Genomic DNA, 24,059 nt, shown 5'->3' on the forward strand with positions numbered 1-24,059 from the left:
TGCGCCCCTTTTTAAAGCAAAGACAGACCATGAACTTGAAAAAATATGCGTGCGGACTGGATTTCGGAACCTCTAACTCCGTACTCTCCATTACCGACACAGAAACCAGAAAAGAAATTTTCTCCTGTAGCGAAAGCTCCATCCTCTTTTTCCCTCCGGTTAGCGACTGGACGTATTATGTAGGAAAGGAAGCACATAATCATTATGTAAAGTCAGAAATGCAGGGTCGTTTGCTGAAGTCAGTGAAGACCCTGCTGCGACAGGACAAATTCATCTCTACCAACATCTATGGAAAGAAGATGACTCCCGAGCAGTTGGTCACCTGCATCATCGGCCATTTGAAACAGAAAGCGGAAGCATTTCTGGGGCAAGAGATAACCGATGTTGTGCTGGGTAGACCAGCTATCTTCTCCGAAGATCCCAAACAAGAGGCTTTGGCTGTGAAGCGCTTGATGCTTGGTGCACAACAGGCAGGCTTCAAGAACATTCGTTTGCAGCTTGAACCCATAGCCGCCGCCTTCTCGTACGAAGAACAGCTAACGAAGAGCGAGAATGTACTTGTGGCAGATTTTGGCGGAGGTACTTCGGACTTTACCATCATGCGCCTTTCGCCCGATAAACGGGGACAGGAGAATAGGGCGGAAGATATTATCGCACACGGTGGTGTGTACATTGGTGGTGATATGTTCGACTCTGAAATTATGTGGCACAAGATTACACCCGGGTTGGGTAGGGGAGTTACGTATGAATCATACGGCAAAGAGATTGAAGTTCCCACCTCGCTATACCGCGAACTCAGAAGTTGGGAACGCTCCTTTCTGCTCAAAGAGAGTAAACTGCGCCGCTCAATGGATAGTTACTATGTCTTTTCGGGCAACAATCCCCGGATAGACAATGCTCGCGTACTGATTGATAACAACCTCATTTTCTCTCTTTTCAAAAAGATTGAGAAGGCGAAAACCGATCTTTCCAATCAGACAGAAACGTTCATCGAGTTCTCCAAAGAGACCATCGAAATTCGGGAATCGTTCAATCTACCCGAATTTGAAACCATCATCTCCCAACATACCAAAGAGATAGAGCAATACATCCTGAATCTATTACAATCGGTATCTTATGGTACAGACGATATCGATGCGGTGTTTATTACCGGAGGTAGTAGCTTGGTGGTTCCTGTCCGGAATATACTATACCGTATTTTCGGCCAGGATAAGATCCGCACGGGTGACACCTTCAATAGTGTTGCATACGGACTGTCTATCAGCAACTAACCGGTCTTTCCATTAATGGCTAATCGCCCTGTTTCATTTAGCAAAGAATACTGAACCATTTATAGTATGAACTGTTGTACTTTCAATCACTTAAAAACGTACAATTATGCTTCATCTATTATCAGTCTTCTTTGTATGCTCTGGCATTTTTATCGCCATCATCGTCGGTATGGATCTTCGACGGAATAAACAATCCATGAAAATCATGAATGCAGTATGGGTGTTAACTGCACTTTGGGGTAGCTATCTTGCTTTGTGGGCTTACTTTAAATTTGGCAGAGAGTCAATGGAGATGGGCAATGGCATGGCAAAGGCGGATATGAAAATGGACATGAAGATGGATGGCTATATGAGGATAGAAGGCGGTACAGAAAAGAATGTGCCTGTCAGTGATACACCCATGGGGGATATGTCTATGAGTAGCATGGCTATGGATGATACCTCTATGGATGATATGCCTATGGATGCCATGCCCATGGGTATGGCAATGGGGCCTAAACGTACAAAAAGCCAGTCTATCGCTTTGTCGGCTTTGCATTGTGGTGCCGGTTGCACCTTGGCTGATATGATCGGCGAATGGGTTACATTCTATGTACCTTTTATTATTGGCGGAAGTCTAATTATTGGCGGTTGGGTGTTCGACTTTATATTAGCCCTCATTATTGGCGTTTACTTCCAGTTTTATGCCATCCGCGAGATGCAGAAAATATCTGCTGCCGATGCATTAATCAAAGCGTTCAAAGCCGATTTCTTCTCGTTGCTCTCGTGGCAAGTAGGAATGTATGGCTGGATGGCTATTGTTAACTTTGTGCTTTTCAAAGACGGAGGAATAGTCAAAGATGGTTGGACTTTCTGGTTTATGATGCAGATAGCTATGCTTTTTGGCTTCGTTTGTGCTTATCCGATGAATGCATTGCTTATCAAATTAGGGGTAAAGAAGGGGATGTAAGATCGCGCAAACAGTTATTTTATGGTTATATACAAGAATCCCGCTTATTCGTTTGGATGAATAAGCGGGATTCTTGTATATAGGTATTCTGATTTCTATCAAGTAATTAGCGTTTCCATTGTATCAGCAATGCATTGTTTGTATGACCCAAATTAGTTTTGTACCAATCTGTTGCCTGTTTTCCTCCGCTTTGCACCCAATCGGAAAAGCGAAGATAAGCAGCACGGAAATTAGCCTTTTCAATAGCGTGTCTCGCTTCGTAGGGAACTTTGATAGCCCATACCAAGTTACGATCAGTGCAGTAGGGTTCATTCGGGTGAAGTCCACTCATGCTATAATCATACTCTTTAACCACGGGTTGATATCCTTTTGTATGTATCTCCGTATTTTTGTCTTTGCTTATTAGAAAGAAGTCTACAGCGGGTTCTTGAAGTTGAGCAGGGTCTACTGGTTCTTTAAAGTTAAAATCGACAGTGATTTGGGTTGTTTCGCTTCTTCGGGTCACGAACCCCGGTTCAGTATTTAAGAAAACGCTTCCAGGTATCTTATTCGGATTTTTTGTGCCGTTTTCTAGTTCAAATGCCAATTCGTTGGATCTACTGTCCAAAATATTTAGTTTGACTCCGGGAGTTGGATTGTTTACAACAGAGAGCAATTTAACACTGCTCATGTCAATCTTATCTTTATTCAAGCCTGCTAGTCTAAAAGCAGGATTATAAGGAAGTGTTCCTCCAACAGCGTATATATAGAGAGAAACACGCATATTGGTAACATAGCCGTTAGACGCTTGTTGCCCGGACAGCATAATTTGATACTTCGCTACAAGATCATTGAAGTCAAAATCGCCTGTTTTGGGAAACATATCTTCAAAAAGAATCGTTCCCCATTTAGATGGATAAAGCAAACTGATGCTATTGCCGCTACCAGTACGGGTTTGTGCCAATGCTTTGCTATCTGCTGGAAGCTCAAATATCACTGTTTTATTTTCTACAGAGGCAGATATTGACTTTTCCTTATCTTGCGTATCGGTGTATTTTAAGTAAATGACCTTGGTGTCTTTAGGTAAGCTTAATACAACTGGTGCATTACCTAGGCTTGCCGTAAATTGAGCAATTAACTCCTCTTTGCACGCTTCATCCGAATAGAGAGAGACCTGGGATGCATGGAGGGTACGGACAGTACAATTCACTTGTTGAGACATTACCCAATCAAAATCAGCCGGAACAACCATATCGGCCACTGTTGGTTCTTTTTCTTGTATCTTTGTTGGATCGTACAGATTTTTTTCACAAGAAACTAATAACATCATTCCTAATAAAGCGAAACTGAATAATTTTCTTTTTTGCATGTAATCTGCTGTTTTAATTATTTATCTTTTTAGCTGGTGCAAAGATCGCTATTATTTGTCTATTAAACAAGAATAGTTGCATATTTTATGCAACTATATCCTACTATTGTGTACTTTTTCAAGTTTCTGAATCTGTTCTTTTAGTAATTTAGGCACATCCGATGGTTCCTTGGCTACCCGTACTCCAGCACCTTCAAGTGCCGTAATCTTATCGGCTGCAGAACCCGAACCGGTCGAAATAATCGCACCTGCGTGTCCCATTTGTTTTCCTACAGGAGCCGATCGTCCGGCTATGAAAGCAACAACAGGTTTAGTAATATGCTTTTGGATATAATCGGCAGCCAATTCTTCTGCATTGCCTCCGATCTCTCCAATCATTACGATTGCATCTGTGTCAGGATCTTTCTCGAATCGTTCAAGCAAATCAATAAAATAGAGCCCGACGACAGGATCTCCACCTACACCGATGGCAGTCGACTGTCCCATTCCATGTGTTGTTAATTGATACACAATCTCGTAAGTCAAAGTTCCGCTGCGACTGATGATACCAATGTTTCCCTGCTTGAATATTTTTCCCGGCAGAATACCCGTCAAACTCTTTCCCGGAGAGATGATTCCCGGGCAGTTGGGACCAATTAATAAAGCTCCTTTCTGATGGGCAAAGTGATATGCTTTGATTACATCGAGGGTAGGGATGCCCTCGGTAATACAAATAATCAAAGCAATACCTGCATCGGCAGCTTCCATTATGGCATCAGCAGCAAAACGTGCCGGAACAAAGATGATAGATGTATTTGCCTTTGTTTCCTGTACCGCCTCATACATGGTGTTAAACACGGGAAGTGTATCTATTTTGCTTCCTCCTTTGCCCGGACTGGTACCACCTACTACGCAAGTGCCATACTCTTTCATGCGAAGGGCATGGAAAAGGCCGTCTCGTCCGGTAATCCCCTGCACTATCAGGCGGGTGGATTGATCTATTAATATGCTCATATAGATTTGTTTTTTAATGATTTAACCGCCCATGATGTGGCTTCGTTCATGGTTTCGGCCACATGAAAGCGAGTGGACGTACGTAGAAGTTCGCGCCCTCTTTGTTCATTGGTGCCGGTAAGGCGAACAATGATCGGGATATCGGTATCCATTTTCTCGAAGGCTTCGAGAAGTCCCATGGCCACATCATCACAACGAGTAATACCTCCGAATATATTGATGAGTACTACTTTTACCTGCTCGTCATGCAGCAATATCTTCATGGCTTCGATTACTTTTGCCGGATTGGAGCTACCGCCTATATCCAGAAAATTGGCGGGTGTGACCCCATAAAGTTTAATCATATCCATAGTAGCCATGGCCAAACCGGCTCCATTGACCATGCAACCTATTTCGCCATCCATATGTATATAGCTGAATCCCTTCTCTTTGGCAGATGTTTCTATTTTCTCTTCTGCGGTAGGTTCGAAAAGTGTATGTATGTTGGATTGACGATACAGCGCATTGTCATCGAACAGCATCTTAGCATCAACTGCCACTAACTGCTCCTCCGCAGTGAGTACCAACGGGTTTATCTCGGCAAGCGATGCATCGCTCTCCATAAACAGTTTGTACAGTGATTGGATAATCCGGCTCATAGGGCCTGCCAACTCTATTCGGTCGAAATACACAAAAGCAAAACGACGAGCTAAATAGTCGGGAATACCAATGAAGGGATCAATCGAAAAGCGGGTTATTTTCTCGGGAGTATTTCGAGCTACTTCTTCAATATCAATGCCTCCTGAGTTACTCATGATGAGTACTACCGATCGCGTATTACGGTCGACGGTAAAGCTCAGATAGTATTCCGAAGCAATAGCAACCGCTTCGCTCAGTAGTACTTTTGTGACGGGAAGTCCTTTGATAGACGTACTCAGCATTACTTTTGCATAGTGATGCACCTCTTCGGGGTTGACAGCTAGCTTTACACCTCCTGCTTTGCCCCGTCCACCGGTCAGCACTTGAGCTTTAATTACGGCTTTGGGAAGTCCCATGCGGCGATAGGCAGCCAATGCCCCATCAGCTGTGTGGCATAATGCATGCTTTTCTACCGGTATCCCGTACTTAGCGAATAATTCTTTGGCTTGGTATTCATGTATTTTCATTAGAGAAATTATTGGATGGATGTTTCATAGAAAGCCTAACATAAATAGAACAAAGAACGAAGAGAGAAAGTTTATTTATCCATAAAAAAAGGCTCCTGTGTACAACAGGAGCCTTTTTAAAAAATCTTTTATTTATATGTGCTTACGCAATGCCATGAGCTTCTACTCCGGGTTCGATTTTCTTAACCAAACCTTGGAGCACTGCACCGGGGCCGCATTCGGTAAAGTCGGTAGCACCGTCGGCAACCATATTCTTAACGGTTTGCGTCCAACGTACCGAAGCTGTTAGCTGCGACATTAAATTCTTTTTAATTTCGGCAGGATCGGTATAAGGCAATGCATCTACATTCTGATAAACCGGGCATTTAGGAGTATGAATCTCAGTAGCAGCAATTGCAGCAGCCAATTCTACCTTTGCAGGGTCCATCAGTGGAGAGTGGAATGCACCACCTACCTTCAACGGCAACGCGCGTTTGGCTCCGGCAGCTTTCATTAATTCGCAAGCCTTTTCAATACCGGGGATTGATCCCGATATAACGATCTGTCCCGGACAGTTATAGTTAGCAGCAACACATACCTCACCATCGGCTGATATGGCTGCACAAATTTCCTCTACTTTATCATCGGCCAAGCCTAAAATAGCGGCCATTGTCGAAGGTGTAGCTTCACAAGCCTTCTGCATAGCCATGGCACGAGCATAAACCAACTTTAAGCCGTCTTCGAAGCTCAAAGCTCCTGCAGCAACCAAAGCCGAGAACTCACCCAGTGAGTGACCCGCTGTCATTTCTGGTTTGAAATCATCGCCCATGCAAAGTGCTGAGATAACCGAGTGCAAGAACACAGCAGGCTGAGTCACTTTCGTTTGGCGAAGGTCTTCGTCTGTCCCGTTAAACATGATGTCGGTAATACGATATCCAAGAATATCATTGGCCTTTTCAAATAGTTCTTTTGCTAAAGCTGAATTTTCATATAGGTCTTTGCCCATTCCTACGAACTGAGCACCTTGACCGGGAAATACAAATGCTTTCATCTACTTAGTATTTTAGTTGTTTTAAAAATCCGGGGTCAAAGGTAGGGATAATTTAGGAATTACAAATTACAATTCATAAATTATTGCGATGGAAGTGCCAAAGAGAACCATTCCCAGAGCCAATATTCAACTCCTTGGCTGCTGCAATTGATTGACTGATAAAGTGTTTTGATTTATCTATCGCTTCGTTCAACCGGCAGCCCTTTGCCATATAAGTAGCAATAGAAGAGGAGAGTGTACAGCCTGTTCCGTGCAGATTGCTACTCTCTATTTTGGACTCCTTATATACATAGGTGGTATTGTGTTCGTGCAACACGTCATACATTTCATCTCCATTCAAGTGTCCACCTTTCACCAATACTGCAATGTGGTATTTGTTCGATAATTTTCGGGCAGCTTTCTTCATCTCCGCCAAAGTGGTGGGTTTGTGTCCCGTTAAGGTAGCTACCTCATCCAGATTGGGTGTTATCAGATGAACCAACGGAAATAGTTCGTTCTTTATTTGTTCAACTACAATATCATCCATCAATCTTCGCCCGCTGGTAGATACCATAACCGGATCATATATCACGCAGGAAGGATGATATTTTTGTAAGCAATCCACTATTTCAGTAACAACTGTACGGTTGCTCACCATACCTATTTTAATGGCATCCGGATGCAGATCGTCCATAACAGCCTCTATCTGTCCGCGTACTATTTCGGGGGGGATGGCATGTACATCCTTTACTCCCCGAGTGTTTTGTACGGTTACTGCCGTAATAACCGAAGCAGCATAGCATCCCAATGCCGAAATCGTTTTGATATCGGCTTGTATACCTGCTCCACCCGAACAATCGGAACCTGCAATGGTCAAAATAACCGGATAACGTTTCATTTAGTGTTTTTAAGAATGAATGGCAAAGATAGAATAAATAACACAGACCTCAAAAACTCCTAGGTATTCTTACAGTCAGCAACCAGTCTGATATGTGGACCGTCACTCGACGGTTGGCGCAATACGTCCGGTAATGGAGATGTTTGTCATGTTGTATTTTAGTTGATGAAGAGAATGGAAAAAGAATCTAAAACGAACTCCCTAACTTAATATAATGATAGTGCTGGTAAACAATTCATTGTGTTTTTTCATTTTTAATATAAATGCTATCCGCACGTAAATATGCTGTTTATAATTATGTGCGAGGAGTTTTTTGTGTAAATATATGATTAAATATTTTGTTTATGAAAACCAAAGATCTGTTTTTTTTTATGGAATCGTTGATTCGAGTGCAACGAAGTGAACAACGGTTTGGTACTGCACATGTATATCAGAGCACCCTCAACCGAATTCGAAAATATGAACGAAGCAACAAAATGCCTTTTAGTAAACTCACCCGTGAGTGGATCAAAGGATTTGAAATTCAGTTAAGATTTGAGCAGTTGAAGGAGAATTCTATCTCGACTTATTTACGTATGCTTAAGGCTGTTTATAATCAAGGAGTAGATCGCGGGCTAGTAGAATATGCACCTCGTCTCTTTAAACACGTATATACTGGTGTAGATGCCAAGCGTGACCGTAGTCTGGAGCCTGAGGCATTGCAAAAGTTAATTAGCCCGACCCGCTACCTCAATACACGCTTGGAAACGACCCGATCAATATTTCTGCTCTTACTAATGTTGCAAGGCATGCCATTCGTCGATTTGGCCCATTTGCGTAAATGTGATTTAAAAGACGGAGTCATCGTGTACCGTAGACACAAGACGGGAATGGAACTCAGCGTCACAGTAGATCCTAAGGCAATGGCGATCATTGAAAAATATCAGCATAAGAATCCGGATTCTCCATATCTTTTTCCGTTTGTAACCACTTCAAGACGTGAAGGGTATCGGCAGTATCAAAATGCTTTGCGCGAATTTAATCAATCTTTGTCTTTTTTAGGTAAGCTATTGGGACTGAATACAGGGTTAAGCTCTTATAAAGCTCGACATACTTGGGCCTCATTAGCTAATTTCTTAGGATTTGATAAAAAATTGATTAGTGAGTGCATGGGTCATTCATCCCTGAAGATGACAGAAACATATTTTAAAGCTCAAGGAAATTCAAGAATTAAGAAAGTCAATCAAGGAGTAATAAACTACCTGATTGCTTCCTAATAAATAATAGCTGAAAAAGACGTAAGTAATTGATCTCTAGTGAAATAAAACGGTGTTACTTTGTAGGTAACGGATACGATAAAGACGCGGCAAATATAATAACTCTTTTCGAATTTAGGAAAAAAAATCATAGAAATTACAATAATTGTTAGTTCCCCCTCTTTGTAAGAGAGAGAAACTAGCTTTTGTGCAGGTACTGATGAACCTGTACGCAACCCGTATTGGCATGAAACGTTGTAAATATACGTTGTAAAGCCATAAAGTGTGTCTATTCCTGTTACCTACAAAGTAATGGATGAATAAATAGTTGAGAATGTAATTTGCATGATAACTACATATTCATTATCAATTTATGAAAAAACAAAAAAAGTATGCCTCTTATTGGCATTATTAGTAGCAGAAGTAGGTTCAATGAACGCACAGACCTCAGTAACACCAGACAAATACAAAGTGGAAACCAACTCCTTTAGTAGTATTTATCAGCGTAGGTGGCGTGGACGACATATTTTACAACGATGCTGCCCTAAGCAGAGCTGTTATTGTAAACGAATAAACAAGCGCGAAAAAAACGTAAATATACGCGTAAAGGAAAACAAGAGTGACGAAAAAAACAAAATGAAATTTAAAGAAAAAGACGAAAAAACTTTCAACGACATCAAAGAACAAAACGATAGACAAATTGTCAATTATTAATTTTTAAAACAAATTTTTATGAAAAAAAAATCAATTTTATTGAGCTGCTTATGTGCGGCAATGGTTTTGGGTGCATGCTCTGAGAAGAACGAAGTACCTGTTAATGAGAATACTGAAAAATCAAGTTTAACCATTAAATTAGCTCTTCAAAAGTCCGATAAGACAACAAGAGCTGCGCAGTCTACTGCCATTCCGGTTACTTCATGGAGCAATATCAAAGATGTGCAATTGTTTTTGTACGATGCCTCTAATGTAGTACGTTACTCGGATGTGATAAAGCCGACTGCTGATCAAACCACATTTACCTACACAGATGTGCCTGTCGGTAATTATCAGGTTGTATTGGTGGCTAATACCCAAGTGGATAATGCGATTGCCACCTCTCTGGATGGTGGAACTACTCTGGCTGAATGGACCAAATGGAATGTCCGTCAAAAATCTGCTACAGGATTGCTTATTAAGCAAAAAATGGGCACATTCCCCGCTGATGCTGCCTCTGCACTTTCTGCAAAAACAGCCTACGTAGAACCATCCGAAGTGTTTATGGGAGAAGCAACTAATGTCACTATCTACGCCAATGAAACGACTATACTGCCTCCTGTTGCTCTGAAGAGAGAAGTCTCATTGATGCGTTTACGTCTTGCTGTAAAAGGAGGCGAAGGTACGGTTAATGATAATATTGATAAAGGTGTAGACTTTTCACAAGGTGCATCTATCATGATTCACCGCTTGCCCGACAACCTGAAGTTTTTGGCAGGTGAGGCAGGTGGTGTGAGCAGTACCTCCACTACTAACAATATTCTATCGATTCACGAAGGTAATACTGCAACCCCTATCTTCAACACAGCTAATCCTACTACAGGATATACCCCTATGCTTATTGCAGACGACCAATTCACTTTGTGGAGAGATGTCATTGTGTTCCCGAATAATGGTGGCCGTGCTAACAATGCGTTAGTAGATGGCAAAGCTGCTCCGGCGCAACAGTACTTTGTTGTTATATCCGGTAAAGGTAAGATTGGACATGTATTGGCTGATGGTACTTCGTTGACAGCAGAAACAACGGTGTATTGGTCGGGTGTAGTAACGGATAACTTCTCTCCGAATGTGATTCGTGAAGTCAACTTGAGCTTAAAATCCGGCGGTACAACCCTTGTACCGGTAAATCCTACCGAATTTGGCGGTTTGACCATTACTGTAGGTGAGCCGGCAGGATGGGATAACAATATCGTTGAATCTACCCTAATTTTATAAAAAACTTATATTAAGTTTCGGGGGTGTGGGCAGTCTGTCTATCTGCACACCCCCGTTACGTTAATGAATAAAATATAGCGCATGAGACAAAATAAGCTTCTCATTGTATTATATACCTGCTGGCTGGCTTGCCTCTCACTCACTTCGTGTACTTATGATTATTTTGAAGACGAAACCAATTATATCGTATTCGTACCCGAAGTAATGAATAATACCGTCAGTGACTGTCGTGTAATGGTTTATAATGAAGCAGGCATGCTGGTGAAGGCTCGTCACGCCTCGTCTCCATTTGATAAAGACCCCCGTATTGCCAAAGGACAGTTTGCGTTTCGTCTGCCCGTGGGTGGTACTTATAAAGTATATGGCTACACCAACACCGACAGTCTATTGTTTACGGATTCGTCGTCTTTGGATCAAGCTGCTTTTAGGCTGTCTGATAATGTGTCAGGCAAGCAGAGATATAATCAGCCTCCTGACCTATTCGTCGAGAAACTGACCCCTTCGATTATCCGTCCTGGATATTTGTATGTAGATACGTTGCAGACCCAACGATACACGGGGCGTATTACGGTACGCTTCAGAAAGCTTCCCGCCTATGCTTCGCAGATAAAGAGTGTTCGGCTGTCTGCCCAAGGAATTGCCAGCAAACAACACCTCAAAGATGATACATGGCCCACACGACTGTCCGAGAATGATGTGATGTACCATCAGGGAGAGCTTGGGTCACAACCTGATCCCAATATGCTGGAGGTGGACTATCGTTACTTCCCTAGTATACAGAATGGATTTACGAAATTGGACCTGACTTTCCTTGATGCTGCCGGCAATACACTGAGCAGTATCCCGGTCGAAGTTGTAGATCCGAAAACCCAAGTACCCTTGCGTCTACTCAGTGGGCAACGCATTATTATCGAAATCGATTCGGGGTTTGTAGTGAATATATCTGTGGTAGGTTGGGATGAAAACATTCGGAGTGGAGATACCAACTTGGAATAAATAATAGAATGAAATAAAATGGAAATAAAATCAATGATACGCACTGTGGTGCTAGTAACTCTATTGGGGTGCTTTGCCATTGGTGCAGAGGCACAGAGCGTAAAGGTTAATGTACCTTTTCTGCTCACCGGTTCGCCCAATGTGGGTATAGAGATTCCCTTATCACGCCAACTCACCATTAATGGTGAAGTGTTGTGTATGCCGTATCTCTTTAAGAAGAATGAGGAGGTGTTTAGAGCCTTACAAAGCAGTATTGAACTGCGTTACTATGTTAATCCTCGTCACTTCTATACAAACGATTCGTGGGATGGTTTTTATGTAGGCCCCTATGCTATGTACGGTAACTTCAATATCGGGTTGCTGAGTAAAGGCGATGCTTCGCAAAGCTATCGCCGCGAAGGGTGGGGGGTATCTGCAGGTATATCTACCGGTTATAAATTTGCCTTCGGCAACCGCTGGGGACTCGATTTAAACCTGGGTTTGGGCTATGCTCACCTGCAATATGATAAGTTTTATCTGGGTGGCGAGTACATCCATTTCCCATTGGAACGAAAGAAAACAAAAAGCTGGATAGGCCCTACCAAAGTGGGGGTAAGTATGACTTATAACCTATTCCGTTAATCATACGGATTTTAAAAATAGGCTGATATGAGAAATAAAAAAATACAGGTTCTGGTAGTAATATTTCTAATGCTTATGCAGGGAAATACGCTCTGCCAGGCACAGGAGCACACGCTGAACCTAGTGGGTGAGCAGACACTTTCTCCATTGAAAGGGGATGTTTCCTTTACAATAACCCGATTAAAACTTAACACAGCCGATGCCGAGTTTTGGGTGGGCAATTATGGTGGAGAACTCTTTTATGCCCGAAGCTGTGATCGGTTTGTTAATGCAAGCAAAGAGTGTTTTCACCGTGTTCACTTTTACGAACTCAAGCCGGGAGCTTATCCCGGAGAATCAACACAAAAAGCACCTCGTCACGGTAACTACTTCCGTAGTATTCCGGTTGATATGCAAAGCGGTCCCGTCACCTTTTCGCCCGATAATCGTCAGATGGTGGCTACGGCATTCGCATACGATCGATTGCGGGTAACACCGGGAGAAACCCATGGAACGTTCTCCGGCTTTTGCACACAACTGTTTTATACCACAATATCGAATAATGGGCATCGGTTTAGTCCATATAAGCTGCTTTTCCCGCAAGAAGCGAACTACTCTTATGCACATCCTTTCTTTATTGATAATGGGAAAACGTTGTTGTTTGCCTCTGACAGGCCTGGAGGATACGGAGGTTTCGATCTCTATCTGTCGCGATATGATAAAGAAACAAAGACGTGGGGAAATCCCCAAAACCTAGGATCGGAGGTAAATACAACGGGAGATGAAATTTACCCCGTACTTTATCAAGATCGACTGCTGTTTGCCTCTAACGGCTTACCCGGATTTGGGGGGTATGACCTTTTCACTGCTCTTTTTGATAAAGGTGAAGTGCAGGAGGGTAGTATTGTTCATTTGCCTGCACCGGTTAACTCAGCGCACAACGATTACTCCTTATATCCATTGAGCTTGTACACGGCTTATTTCGTCTCCGACCGTAATCCGGTAACGAGGGATGATTTATATTACCTCCAAACAAATTGCGAGCTAGGATTGCGTGGCAAATCATCTACTGCGGTAGCTACCATTACCGAGTTTCCCGAGTCGCTTCCACCTCAAGAGCCTATACCTTCTGTGTCTGCTCCCGAAGGGTTGTTGCTGACACTTTATTTTGACTTTGATTCGGCCGATCTCACAAGTGAGTCTGTGGAGCGGCTACGCTATTTTGTGCTAGCTACGAGAGGATTACAGTTTGGCGAACTGATGGTTGGAGGCTTTTCTGATCGGATAGGAACACAAGATTACAATTATAAGCTATCTGCAGAAAGAGCCCGTACGGTATCTGCTTTTTTGCAGAACTACGGGCTGCAATGTCGTTTCAATATACGGGGATGGGGCTATATCGGATCTACCAATGAGAGACCCAAAGGTATATTCGATCCGGTTCGCCCTACTTCGGAAGGCGCTGATCAAATGGGAGTAGACCGACGTGACAGACGTGTTGAGATACACAATAACAGAATAGTTTACAATGAAAAAGAATAATCATGATAGCCCAAAAGATAAGATTATGGAGCATATTACTGCTCCTTGCAACCCATTGGGCATGTACCGATGGGAAAGAAGAAGCAGTTACAGAGACTAAGGTATATGCAAACTCGCTGACCTTCGGTATGATGGGAATGCGGTCGGAAGTGATTGATAACACGCAGGTTTATCTATTTGATGATACAGATAAATTTCGAGAAAAGGTATCCGACATTACCTATGGCACAGACCGTTTGTCGATGTTTGTGCCAACCGGTACGTGGAATGTATCCTTGGTGGCTGCCAATGAACCGATTACCGATAAACTAATCTCTCCTATTAGGGGTAAAGAGCGCAGTACACTCAAAATGTGGGAAACAGATGCTTCGGGAGGTGAGTTGCCATCAATGCCCGAGTTGCGTACTGCATTTGTGAATACGCAGACAGTTGTAGCCGGACAGGAAACTGTCTCTTCGGAAGAAGCTCTGCTATCGCGCAATGTAGCAATGCTCAAGGTTGTGGTAGCAGATGCCAGAGAACTAGACATAAATGGTATTCATTACCTTCGAATTCTAGGTGTACCCACTACTCTTAACTGGCAGGGACGCTTGTATCCCAGTGCAACAGCTCCAACCACGTCTGAAGTTCCCATGCAGGGGGTGTTTAGCTTACGCAAGCACGAAACGCTGGCCGATCATCAGCAGAGTGATACACTTACTTTTATAATTCCGGCGCATAAAGGAGTTGACTATTTGAGTCCGCAACCCACTGATACAACTACACAGAACTTGTACATCACCGTTGACATGGCTCTTCAGAATGGCAGTCGCTATCAAGTGTCTAAACCGGCAATGCTTCCGCGTGTACCTCGTGTCAACACGATTCTGCTAGCGCGACTTAATATAACCGGAAGGCTCAATGTGACCACCCAAGTGCTTGATTGGAAAGAAGTACCTTTAGAAGCCAACTTGATCCAAACGGTTCTCTATACCGATAAACCTTCAATAGGTTTGGCCTACAAAGATACGCTTATTGTCAATACAAATGCGAAAGACTTCACTGTAACCAAAGCTCCGGATGCTCCTTGGATAACTTCGGTCAGAAAGATAGAAGGCAATGCGGTAGAGGTAACTGCCGATGTAAACAGCTACGTCGACAACAGCCCACGTACCTCTTACATCCTCCTAAAGGCGGATAATATAACAAGAAAGGTAGAGGTAACGCAACGTCCCGACCGAGGAACGATAAAGATAGGTACCGGCAAACTGGTTCTGCATCCAGGCATACGAGAAAGGGGAACGCTCGATGTAACGAGTTTGGGTGGTAGTTGGAAATTTATATCTTCTACTCCCAAAGCAACTGCCAATGTTCAAAGCGGAGGCGTAGGAATTACCCCGGTAACGTTTACCCGTGTATCAACCTCTGATAAGACTCAATTTAACACCTACTACGGAGATGGAAAAGTGGTGGTTAAAAACACGACTACACTCGATACTGATACGCTGAACCTGATCAACGCTTACATTTATATCGAAAACAATAACGTGATCAATGTAAATGCACCGCTAGGAAGCAACCAAACTGCCGTTACCAATTCAAAAGATGTAATGGTTTGGGGGGGAAGTCGAAACCTTACCTTTACTTCATGGAGTACTTGGATACATCCGGGTATGACTTGGGACAGCAATACACAGGTTTTGACACTGACTACCGATCGCGATCCAAACGATCAATGGCGTAGAGGCTTTTTGGAGTATTATCATGCCGATGCCCCCGACTACCGGATAAGATCAATCGTGTATCAGAGCATATTCGAATCCATTCCCGAGTTTGATTATTTGTCCTTGAAATTTTCTTGGGGTGGATCTGATTTGAATGTTGCGGTAGAGTTTGCCGGGAATAACTTATCCGGTCTTAGCGGGCAAAATAATTCCACCTATGATAAGTTACCTGTCGGTGCAGGATTGCATACATCTGTTAACTATAATCAACAACTTTTGTTGCTATGGGCAGGTGATGCCAAGGCAGGAGAGGGAGAATCTGTCTATTTTAACGCCCCTGTATTGAACAATGACCCTTTTTCACTCGAAAAAGTAAAATTTGATATTTATGCTACTTGGAATACTCCCGGCATAGCACCTAATAAAATGAACTTTACTATGACTGCCTACAAAGGTGGTTCAATGGTGCAGAGCGGCACTAACTACAATAATAGTGGTGGTCAAAAGCTGTACGAGCAATCTTACTCGGTAACCATTACATCCACGCAGGGAGTAGAGACATACGCCACAGGCGGATATACGAAAGTGGCCACTGTTACGTATGATCGAGTAAAGCATACTGCTTTGGTGAATTTGCTGGCTAGTCCTTATTAAAGGTAAACATCCGTTTCCGGATGTAAAGTAACAGATATAAAGAACAAACAAATGAAACAATTATATAAAACGAAAACAGCAACAGGTTTATTGACCTATATTCTGTGTCTCCTCTTCGCCTCGTGTAACGGGGCCGAAGAGTACGAACCACAAGAGGCATCTGATGGCATGGTCAATGTTACCTTTACGGTCAATGTACCCATGCCCGATCAGGTAAAAGTTGGTACTCGGGCAGAGTCTCCCTATACGGATACGGATATTATAAACCTGTATTTACTTTTATACGATGAAGACGGAAATATGGTGGCAGATCCTTTTCTAATCGAAGAGTCTGACTTAACTACCATTCCCGGAGGCGTTAAGTTTTCGGTAAGCGTCCCTGCGTCGCCTGATAAACGTATTGTCCATCTGCTAGTCAATCCCTACCGGGTAAATGAAGAAGCTTTTCGGGGAGATTTTGCGTATTTCACATCTTTGATGCGGTTCCCCGAATCTTCTTTATCCTTTCTTTCGGTAGGCGAGAAAGGCGGATCGTACCAATGGAAAGATGAAGGGCGGAGTACATTACTCAACAATATGCTACCATTAGTGATGTGGGGGCGTATTGTACTCAACAACATCACTGTGGAGACTCAGGTAGATGGAATTAAATTATTGCGAACGTCAGCGAGTGTGCAAGTGATTAAAGGCAAAGAACTACCTGATAATGGATTGTCCGATTTTATTGTCACCGGGATGACAGCAACCGGTGTACGTACGCAGGGTATTGTTGCTGCGGCCGATTATCAATCTGAACCTGTAACCCCTACCGAACCACATGTGGATTTTTACTACGGTAATGACTTTTTTCCTTACGATCGAGCTTGGAGTGATGGTGCGGAGCCTGTTTTATATACCTATGAGCATTTTTCTAATGAATCGTCTTTTATGAGTGTGATTCTCGCTGCTACCTATAAAGGCAGGTTGGGTTATTATAAAATAGATATGGTCGATGCACAAGGTACACCGCTCAATATTGTACGTAACCATCGGTATATTATAACGATAATGCAAGTAAATGGCCCCGGATATGCTACTGCCCAAACAGCAGCAATTGGGGCCGCTTCTACTAATGTGAAGGTAGCGCTGACTGACGAAACCAATAGCGCACGCCTCGTCACTGATGGGCAGTGGTATATGGGGGTTAACCGTGATGGGTTCGATCTATATGGTGCTTCGATTAGTGGGCCAATAGCCACGGTCTATGCAAGTTCCAGAACTTTGCAAGCTAACTACGGCAGTTATACTGAACCATATACTGAGTTTGTTACCCCTATAGCCGTAGTACCCAGCGGTGTTGATTGGTTGGAGGTATCTCTTTCGCCATCGGCATACTCTACTTCCACTGTAAAAGGGTATGACTTGAATGCTGTCTTCAGTGGTGCCACTTCGCGTGTCGAGACTACCGTTCAGATTATTGCTGACAACCTCATGCAAGAGTTTTATGTGTCATGGAATCCATCCATCTCTGCGGTGAAAAATGAGAATGCCTATGTCATCGATTTAGTTGATGCGCCCGATCGAAACTGGGGAGTAAGGAGAGTCACCTCAATAGCAAGCAATGCCGTGCTGCATCCTACTCAGTCACAACCAACAGTTATACCCACTAATCTTCCCGGCGGGGTACCCGAACTCAGTAGTAAATACCATCCTGACGCCTATCTGCATGTGTATAATTGGTCTACGTTGTATCCTGCTGCAAACGCGATTCCTTCTCCCGCTTATTCTCCCCTAAAAAGTAAATTGGTGGAAGTCGACGTAACCGCTTCGCATGCCGGAAAGACATCAACTCGTCGGGTAGTCGTTTCTCAACGTATTGATTAACGAGTAGGTGTTGGCATTGCTTTTCTTTTCGGTAAAACGAGAGAGGGAAAGCCTGAATACTTTATTTTGACTGATACAGCCTAAATAAACTCACTGTCAGCAAACAAGAAAGTCCGCCTTATTGTTATAAATAAACAATAAGGCGGACTTTATACGAATATTCCTTATGTAAACCGTACCTTGCAAAAATAAAATCAACTAAAAGCAATTGAATTATGAAAGGTCAAGAAAAGAAAAAAGAAGTAAAGAAAGAGAAGTCGGACAAGACGGCCTCTAAGCACTTGAGCGAGTATCAACGTGAGAAGCAGAGTAAAAGTAGCTCCACATTGAACTTGATGAATAAGAACTAAGGAGGCAGGCTAGTTAGCCAACTTCCACATCGTTAAAAAAGAAGCTTGAGTGATAGCGACTAATTTATCCCAATTGAGTAGATCTGCATGGTCCGACGGTTGGTGATAATCCGGATGTCCATCGGTATGATACCATATAATTGGAATGTCATATTTCGCAAACGAAGCATTGTCGCTACCACTCACAGGCTTATCCCATGAACGATAATCGGGCTCCAAGCCTAATTTATAGCGTTGAATATCCTGTTTCAACCAACTTTCGAACTCCGGATGCGATTTTGTATAGAAATAAACCACATGTTTCGGTTTGTTCGGATTGTTGTTACGTCCTATCATGTCAAAATTAAGATAGCCTTTAATCTGTTTCAGAAAGGAACAGTTTTGTACAAAATAGGTAGATCCGAGTAATCCCTTCTCTTCTCCATCCCAAAAAGCAAAGATTACAGTGCGTTCGGGTTGTTGACCGCTCTCAAGAAACGCGCGTGCTATTTGCAACACAGCCGATACGCCCGAGGCATTATCGTCGGCTCCGTTATAGATGCGGTCGCCATGCAAAGCCATATCGATGCCCAAATGATCGAAGTGTGCACCTACAATGACGTATTCGTCGGTTCTCTTGCCGGGTATCATACCTAATACGTTGTTCATCGACAGACGTTGGTGCACACCTTGCTTTAATAGAGCGATAGAGTCGGGGTGTACCTGAAAGCGTCCGCGCTGCTGACGCTCTTTGCGGTAAGCCTCGAATGGTTGTAAATAGCTATTTCCAACGGGCTGTATGCCCCACATCTGCAAAAGCGAGCTAATGTATCGGGCAGCCAGGCGCGAGCCTTGAAAGCCGGCTTCCCGCCCTTCCATATCATCGCAAGCTAAAAAGTTTACTTGCGCTTCGGCTGTTTGCCGGTTAATACTTTGTAATCCTTTCTCAATGGGTGTTGATTGACAAAGGTGTAAATCGGTTTTCTGTGCGTAAGCCATGCTGCAAAATAAGCAGGCAGATAAAATAAAATGAGTTTTCAATTTCATTGTGTGTATTTGTTCTTTATTGCAAAGATACGTACTATAAAACGAATTATTTACTTTTTTTGCCCTACAATTGATAAAATGAAGTAAATCATGAAAATAAATAGCTGTTTATAGTTGGTAATTCAAATATAATGTCGTTCTTTGTGACAGTAAACAATTGAACGTTTTATAATTTTTCTTTTTTCGCATTTTTCTGTTGAATCAGATCTATCACAAACCTCTGTTGTTTCTAATTTTATTTATCAATTTTTATTTTTTTTATTTTATGAACATGTACATTGGAAACCTTAGCTATCGTGTTAAGGAAGCAGATTTGAGACAAGTAATGGAAGAATACGGAACAGTAGACTCAGTAAAGCTGATTATCGACCGCGACACAAAAAGATCTAAAGGATTTGCTTTTGTTGAAATGGCTAATGACGAAGAAGCTCAACGTGTTATCGCTGAACTGAATGGCGCTGAATACGAAGGTCGTCAAATGGTAGTGAAAGAAGCTCTGCCTCGTAACTAATCCATTAATTAAGGATAAAATAAAAGGGATGTATCGAAAGATACGTCCCTTTTTCTTGTACCCTATGTTTTAACAATGTTAATTGCTTTTGCCTGTATTTATCGTCAGCTATGCAAGAGTACGTAGTTTTGGTATCAAAGAATACGGATTCATTGATACCAAAACTACGTACTTAACACACCTTTAATACCGTTCTTTTGCGAGCAAATAAAAAGAAAATGACAGGTACTCGATTTCTGTAATATACATTGTTCGTAATCAGTGTATTGTGTGCTTCGAGACTCATTTCTATATCTCCTTCTTTTTCTTTGTATATCTTCCTCGTCTACACTATTTCGAGTTGCTCACTCAGGCATACTTGTGTATTTGTTAGCCTCGTTTATTGCATCACTTATGGCGGTATAAGTCAGCATAACGCTAAATATGTATGCTTCACAGCATTACTTTTTACTTCTTTTATATACAATGAAGCAAATGTTTTTGTAAATTTGCACCTTTAAAATCAAAGGGGTATCCCTACTTATAGTTGTCAATCGTAAAATCATAATAAATCCATGAGTAAGAGATTTACTGAATATTCGCAGTTTGACCTCTCGCAGGTGAACAAAGATGTGCTGAAGAAGTGGGACGAAAACGGAGTTTTCGCCAAAAGTATGACAGAACGAGAAGGTTGTCCTTCATTTGTTTTTTATGAAGGACCTCCCTCTGCCAATGGTATGCCGGGTATTCACCACGTCATGGCTCGCTCCATTAAAGATATTTTCTGTCGCTACAAAACCATGAAAGGCTTTCAGGTAATGCGTAAAGCAGGCTGGGATACACACGGTCTTCCGGTAGAGCTGGGCGTAGAGAAAACACTGGGCATCACCAAAGAAGACATCGGTAAATCGATTACAGTAGCCGAATACAATGCCGCTTGTCGCAAAGATGTTATGAAATTCACCAAAGAATGGGAGGATCTGACGCACAAGATGGGGTATTGGGTAGACATGGAACACCCCTACATCACTTACGACAATCGCTATATCGAAACCTTGTGGTGGCTGCTAAAGCAACTTTACAAAAAAGGATTACTCTATAAAGGCTACACCATTCAGCCCTATTCGCCGGCAGCAGGAACAGGATTGAGCTCGCACGAGCTGAATCAGCCCGGATGCTACCGCGATGTGAAAGATACCACCGTAGTGGCTCAGTTTAAGATGAAGAACCCTAAACCCGAAATGGCTGCATGGGGCACTTCGTACTTTATTGCTTGGACCACCACTCCCTGGACACTTCCTTCGAATACAGCACTTTGTGTAGGTCCGAAAATTGATTATGTAGCCGTACAATCTTACAATGCTTATACCGGACAGCCTATCACAGTGGTGCTGGCCAAAGCTCTGTTGCATACTCACTTCAACCCTAAAGCTGCCGAACTGCCTCTTGACGAATATAAAGTGGGCGATAAGCTGGTTCCTTTCAAGGTCATTGCCGAATACAAAGGTACCGACCTGGTCGGTATGGAATATGAGCAGTTGATGCCATGGGTTAATCCGGGCGAAGGTGCTTTCCGTGTGATTCCGGGCGATTATGTAACAACCGAAGATGGTACGGGTATTGTACACATTGCCCCGACCTTTGGTGCCGATGATGCCTTGGTTGCTAAAAATGCAGGTGTACCTCCGTTGCAACTGATCAATAAAAAAGGCGAGTTGCGTCCGATGGTCGATCTGACCGGTAAATTCTATACTTTAGACGAACTCGACGATACGTTTGTGAAAGAGCGTGTCAATGTGGAACTTTATCAGGAGTATGCCGGACGGTATGTGAAGAATGCCTACGACGACACCTTGACCGATCAGGACGAGACACTCGACGTAAGCCTCTGTATGATGATGAAAGCAAGCAATCTTGCCTTCAAAATAGAAAAGCATGTGCACAACTATCCGCACTGCTGGCGTACCGACAAGCCGGTGCTTTACTACCCGTTGGATAGCTGGTTTATCCGCTCTACTGCGTGCAAAGAGCGCATGATGGAGTTGAACAAGACCATCAATTGGAAGCCCGAATCGACTGGCACAGGTCGTTTTGGTAAGTGGCTCGAAAACCTGAACGATTGGAACCTCAGTCGCTCACGCTATTGGGGTACTCCGCTGCCTATCTGGCGTACCGAAGATAATACAGAGGAAATCTGCATCGAGTCGGTCGAAGAGCTTTATAATGAGATTGAAAAATCGGTTGCTGCCGGTTTCATGACCTCCAATCCGTACAAGGACAAAGGCTTTGTGCCGGGCGCATACAATGGCGAGAATTATGATAAAATAGACCTGCACCGCCCATACGTCGACGATATCATTCTGGTATCGAAAACTGGTCAGCCCATGAATCGCGAAACAGATTTGATCGATGTTTGGTTCGACTCGGGTGCGATGCCCTATGCACAGATTCACTATCCGTTTGAGAATAAAGAGCTGCTCGACAGTCACCAGGTATTCCCGGCCGATTTCATTGCCGAAGGGGTAGACCAGACACGTGGCTGGTTCTTTACTTTGCATGCCATCGCAACGATGGTCTTCGATAATGTGTCTTACAAAGCCGTTATATCCAACGGTTTGGTGCTGGATAAGAACGGTAACAAAATGTCGAAACGCTTGGGCAATGCTGTCGATCCGTTCTCGACCATCGAAAAGTATGGTTCCGATCCGTTGCGTTGGTACATGATTACCAATTCATCTCCTTGGGATAACTTGAAATTCGATGTAGAAGGCATCGAAGAGGTGCGTCGCAAATTCTTCGGTACACTCTACAATACCTATTCGTTCTTTGCGCTCTATGCCAATGTAGACGGATTCGAATACAAAGAGGCCGATGTGCCGATGTGCGAGCGTCCCGAAATTGATCGCTGGATTATATCTGTACTGAACACATTGGTCAAAGAAGTAGATACGTGCTATAACGAATACGAACCTACACGTGCCGGACGCTTGATTTCGGATTTCGTCAACGATAACCTGTCTAACTGGTACGTTCGCTTGAACCGTAAACGCTTCTGGGGTGGAGAGTTCACACAAGATAAGCTTTCGGCCTATCAAACGCTGTATACCTGTCTCGAAACAGTAGCCAAACTAATGGCACCCATTGCTCCCTTCTATGCCGATCGTCTGTATACGGACTTGATTACGGCTACCGGACGCGACCAGGTTGTCTCTATTCACTTGGCTCGTTTCCCCGAATACCAGGAAGCAGTGATCGATAAGGAGTTGGAAGATCGCATGAAAATGGCTCAAGATGTTACCTCTATGGTATTGGCTCTGCGTCGCAAAGTAAATATCAAAGTTCGTCAGCCGCTACAATGCATCATGATTCCGGTAACGGACGAGAAGCAGAAAGCACACATCGAAGCTGTGAAGGCATTGATCATGAATGAGGTTAACGTAAAGGATATCAAATTTGTAGATGGAGCTGCCGGTGTATTGGTAAAAAAAGTGAAGTGTGACTTCAAAAAACTGGGACCAAAATTTGGCAAACAGATGAAAGCTGTTGCTGCTTCCGTAGCCGAAATGTCTCAGGAAGCGATTGCCGAATTAGAAAAAAACGGCCGTTATGTATTAAATTTGAATGGCGAAGAAGCCATCTTGGAGACTGCCGATGTGGAAATATTTAGTGAAGATATTCCCGGTTGGTTGGTAGCCAATGAAGGAAAACTGACGGTTGCATTGGAAGTTACTATTACTGAAGAGCTTCGTCGTGAAGGGATTGCGCGTGAATTGGTCAATCGTATTCAGAATATACGTAAATCGAGTGGCTTTGAAATTACGGATAAGATAAACATCACATTGTCGAAAAATCCGCAGACAGATGATGCGGTAAATGAATATAATAGTTATATTTGTAACCAGGTATTAGGCATACCGCCTTTGAGATTGGCAGAAGAAGTGATAGACGGTACAGAGCTCAATTTTGACGACTTCTCCCTATTTGTCAATGTCGTAAAAGAATAATAAAAAATAATAACC

At 43.0% G+C, this 24,059-nt stretch carries 18 protein-coding genes; 12 read left to right on the forward strand and 6 right to left on the reverse strand.

Annotation, left to right across the window (positions count from 1 at the left end; all coding sequences use genetic code 11):
* Nucleotides 1-29: 29 nt before the first annotated feature.
* Both TY03_RS12335 and TY03_RS12340 read left to right on the forward strand, forming a co-directional pair.
* The gene (locus TY03_RS12335; RefSeq protein ID WP_042370423.1) at nt 30-1,271 is read left to right on the forward strand and encodes an Hsp70 family protein; all 1,242 of its coding nucleotides are present in this window, start codon (nt 30-32) and stop codon (nt 1,269-1,271) included.
* Nucleotides 1,272-1,377: 106 nt separating this feature from the next.
* On the forward strand, nt 1,378-2,220 hold the full coding sequence (locus tag TY03_RS12340) for a DUF4396 domain-containing protein (RefSeq protein WP_042370424.1): 843 nt from the start codon (nt 1,378-1,380) through the stop codon (nt 2,218-2,220).
* Between the two features lie 106 nt (nt 2,221-2,326).
* Here TY03_RS12340 and TY03_RS12345 read toward each other — a convergent pair whose 3' ends face one another.
* The 5 genes from TY03_RS12345 to thiD all read right to left on the reverse strand — a co-directional run bounded on the left by TY03_RS12345 (nt 2,327) and on the right by thiD (nt 7,613).
* Nucleotides 2,327-3,568 carry an LruC domain-containing protein gene (locus TY03_RS12345; RefSeq protein ID WP_081713101.1) on the reverse strand — a complete coding sequence of 414 codons (1,242 nt, stop codon included), beginning with the start codon at nt 3,566-3,568 and terminating at the stop codon, nt 2,327-2,329.
* A 93-nt stretch (nt 3,569-3,661) separates the two neighbouring features.
* Nucleotides 3,662-4,561 carry a succinate--CoA ligase subunit alpha gene (gene sucD / locus TY03_RS12350; RefSeq protein WP_042370428.1) on the reverse strand — a complete coding sequence of 300 codons (900 nt, stop codon included), beginning with the start codon at nt 4,559-4,561 and terminating at the stop codon, nt 3,662-3,664.
* Nucleotides 4,558-5,706, reverse strand: a complete 1,149-nt coding sequence (sucC, locus tag TY03_RS12355; protein WP_042370430.1) for an ADP-forming succinate--CoA ligase subunit beta — start codon at nt 5,704-5,706, stop codon at nt 4,558-4,560. The genes sucD and sucC overlap by 4 nt, the downstream gene beginning before the upstream one ends.
* 142 nt (nt 5,707-5,848) lie before the next feature.
* Nucleotides 5,849-6,736, reverse strand: coding sequence for an ACP S-malonyltransferase (gene fabD, locus TY03_RS12360; RefSeq protein ID WP_042370432.1), 888 nt, complete (start codon nt 6,734-6,736; stop codon nt 5,849-5,851).
* A gap of 73 nt (nt 6,737-6,809) precedes the next feature.
* Entirely contained in the window at nt 6,810-7,613 is an 804-nt protein-coding gene (gene thiD, locus TY03_RS12365) for a bifunctional hydroxymethylpyrimidine kinase/phosphomethylpyrimidine kinase (RefSeq protein WP_042370434.1), read from the reverse strand.
* 344 nt (nt 7,614-7,957) lie between these two features.
* Here thiD and TY03_RS12370 point away from each other — a divergent pair, with 344 nt between their 5' ends.
* The 8 genes from TY03_RS12370 to TY03_RS23015 all read left to right on the forward strand — a co-directional run bounded on the left by TY03_RS12370 (nt 7,958) and on the right by TY03_RS23015 (nt 18,524).
* The gene (locus TY03_RS12370) at nt 7,958-8,869 is read left to right on the forward strand and encodes a tyrosine-type recombinase/integrase (protein ID WP_042370435.1); all 912 of its coding nucleotides are present in this window, start codon (nt 7,958-7,960) and stop codon (nt 8,867-8,869) included.
* Nucleotides 8,870-9,580: 711 nt separating this feature from the next.
* Entirely contained in the window at nt 9,581-10,816 is a 1,236-nt protein-coding gene (locus tag TY03_RS12380) for a FimB/Mfa2 family fimbrial subunit (protein WP_042370438.1), read from the forward strand.
* A gap of 81 nt (nt 10,817-10,897) precedes the next feature.
* Nucleotides 10,898-11,812: a FimB/Mfa2 family fimbrial subunit gene (locus tag TY03_RS12385; protein WP_042370440.1), complete on the forward strand. Its 915-nt coding sequence runs from the start codon at nt 10,898-10,900 to the stop codon at nt 11,810-11,812.
* Nucleotides 11,813-11,845: 33 nt separating this feature from the next.
* The gene (locus TY03_RS12390; protein ID WP_394330885.1) at nt 11,846-12,433 is read left to right on the forward strand and encodes a DUF3575 domain-containing protein; all 588 of its coding nucleotides are present in this window, start codon (nt 11,846-11,848) and stop codon (nt 12,431-12,433) included.
* Nucleotides 12,434-12,460: 27 nt separating this feature from the next.
* On the forward strand, nt 12,461-13,954 hold the full coding sequence (locus TY03_RS12395) for an OmpA family protein (RefSeq protein ID WP_052332484.1): 1,494 nt from the start codon (nt 12,461-12,463) through the stop codon (nt 13,952-13,954).
* Nucleotides 13,955-13,956: 2 nt separating this feature from the next.
* The gene (locus tag TY03_RS12400) at nt 13,957-16,311 is read left to right on the forward strand and encodes a hypothetical protein (RefSeq protein WP_052332485.1); all 2,355 of its coding nucleotides are present in this window, start codon (nt 13,957-13,959) and stop codon (nt 16,309-16,311) included.
* A gap of 51 nt (nt 16,312-16,362) precedes the next feature.
* Nucleotides 16,363-18,174 (forward strand): hypothetical protein, encoded by a 1,812-nt coding sequence (locus tag TY03_RS12405; RefSeq protein WP_042370442.1) that lies wholly within the window; start codon nt 16,363-16,365, stop codon nt 18,172-18,174.
* 215 nt (nt 18,175-18,389) lie between these two features.
* Nucleotides 18,390-18,524 carry a hypothetical protein gene (locus TY03_RS23015; protein WP_262482517.1) on the forward strand — a complete coding sequence of 45 codons (135 nt, stop codon included), beginning with the start codon at nt 18,390-18,392 and terminating at the stop codon, nt 18,522-18,524.
* A gap of 9 nt (nt 18,525-18,533) precedes the next feature.
* Here TY03_RS23015 and TY03_RS12410 read toward each other — a convergent pair whose 3' ends face one another.
* Nucleotides 18,534-19,502: a M28 family metallopeptidase gene (locus TY03_RS12410; RefSeq protein ID WP_042370444.1), complete on the reverse strand. Its 969-nt coding sequence runs from the start codon at nt 19,500-19,502 to the stop codon at nt 18,534-18,536.
* Between the two features lie 313 nt (nt 19,503-19,815).
* Between TY03_RS12410 and TY03_RS12415 the strand changes: the two genes are divergently transcribed.
* Both TY03_RS12415 and ileS read left to right on the forward strand, forming a co-directional pair.
* On the forward strand, nt 19,816-20,061 hold the full coding sequence (locus TY03_RS12415; protein WP_042370580.1) for an RNA recognition motif domain-containing protein: 246 nt from the start codon (nt 19,816-19,818) through the stop codon (nt 20,059-20,061).
* 554 nt (nt 20,062-20,615) lie between these two features.
* Nucleotides 20,616-24,044: an isoleucine--tRNA ligase gene (gene ileS / locus TY03_RS12420; RefSeq protein ID WP_042370446.1), complete on the forward strand. Its 3,429-nt coding sequence runs from the start codon at nt 20,616-20,618 to the stop codon at nt 24,042-24,044.
* Nucleotides 24,045-24,059: the final 15 nt, after the last annotated feature.

This window comes from Bacteroides neonati, assembly GCF_000499785.1.
Taxonomy (GTDB): domain Bacteria; phylum Bacteroidota; class Bacteroidia; order Bacteroidales; family Bacteroidaceae; genus Bacteroides; species Bacteroides neonati.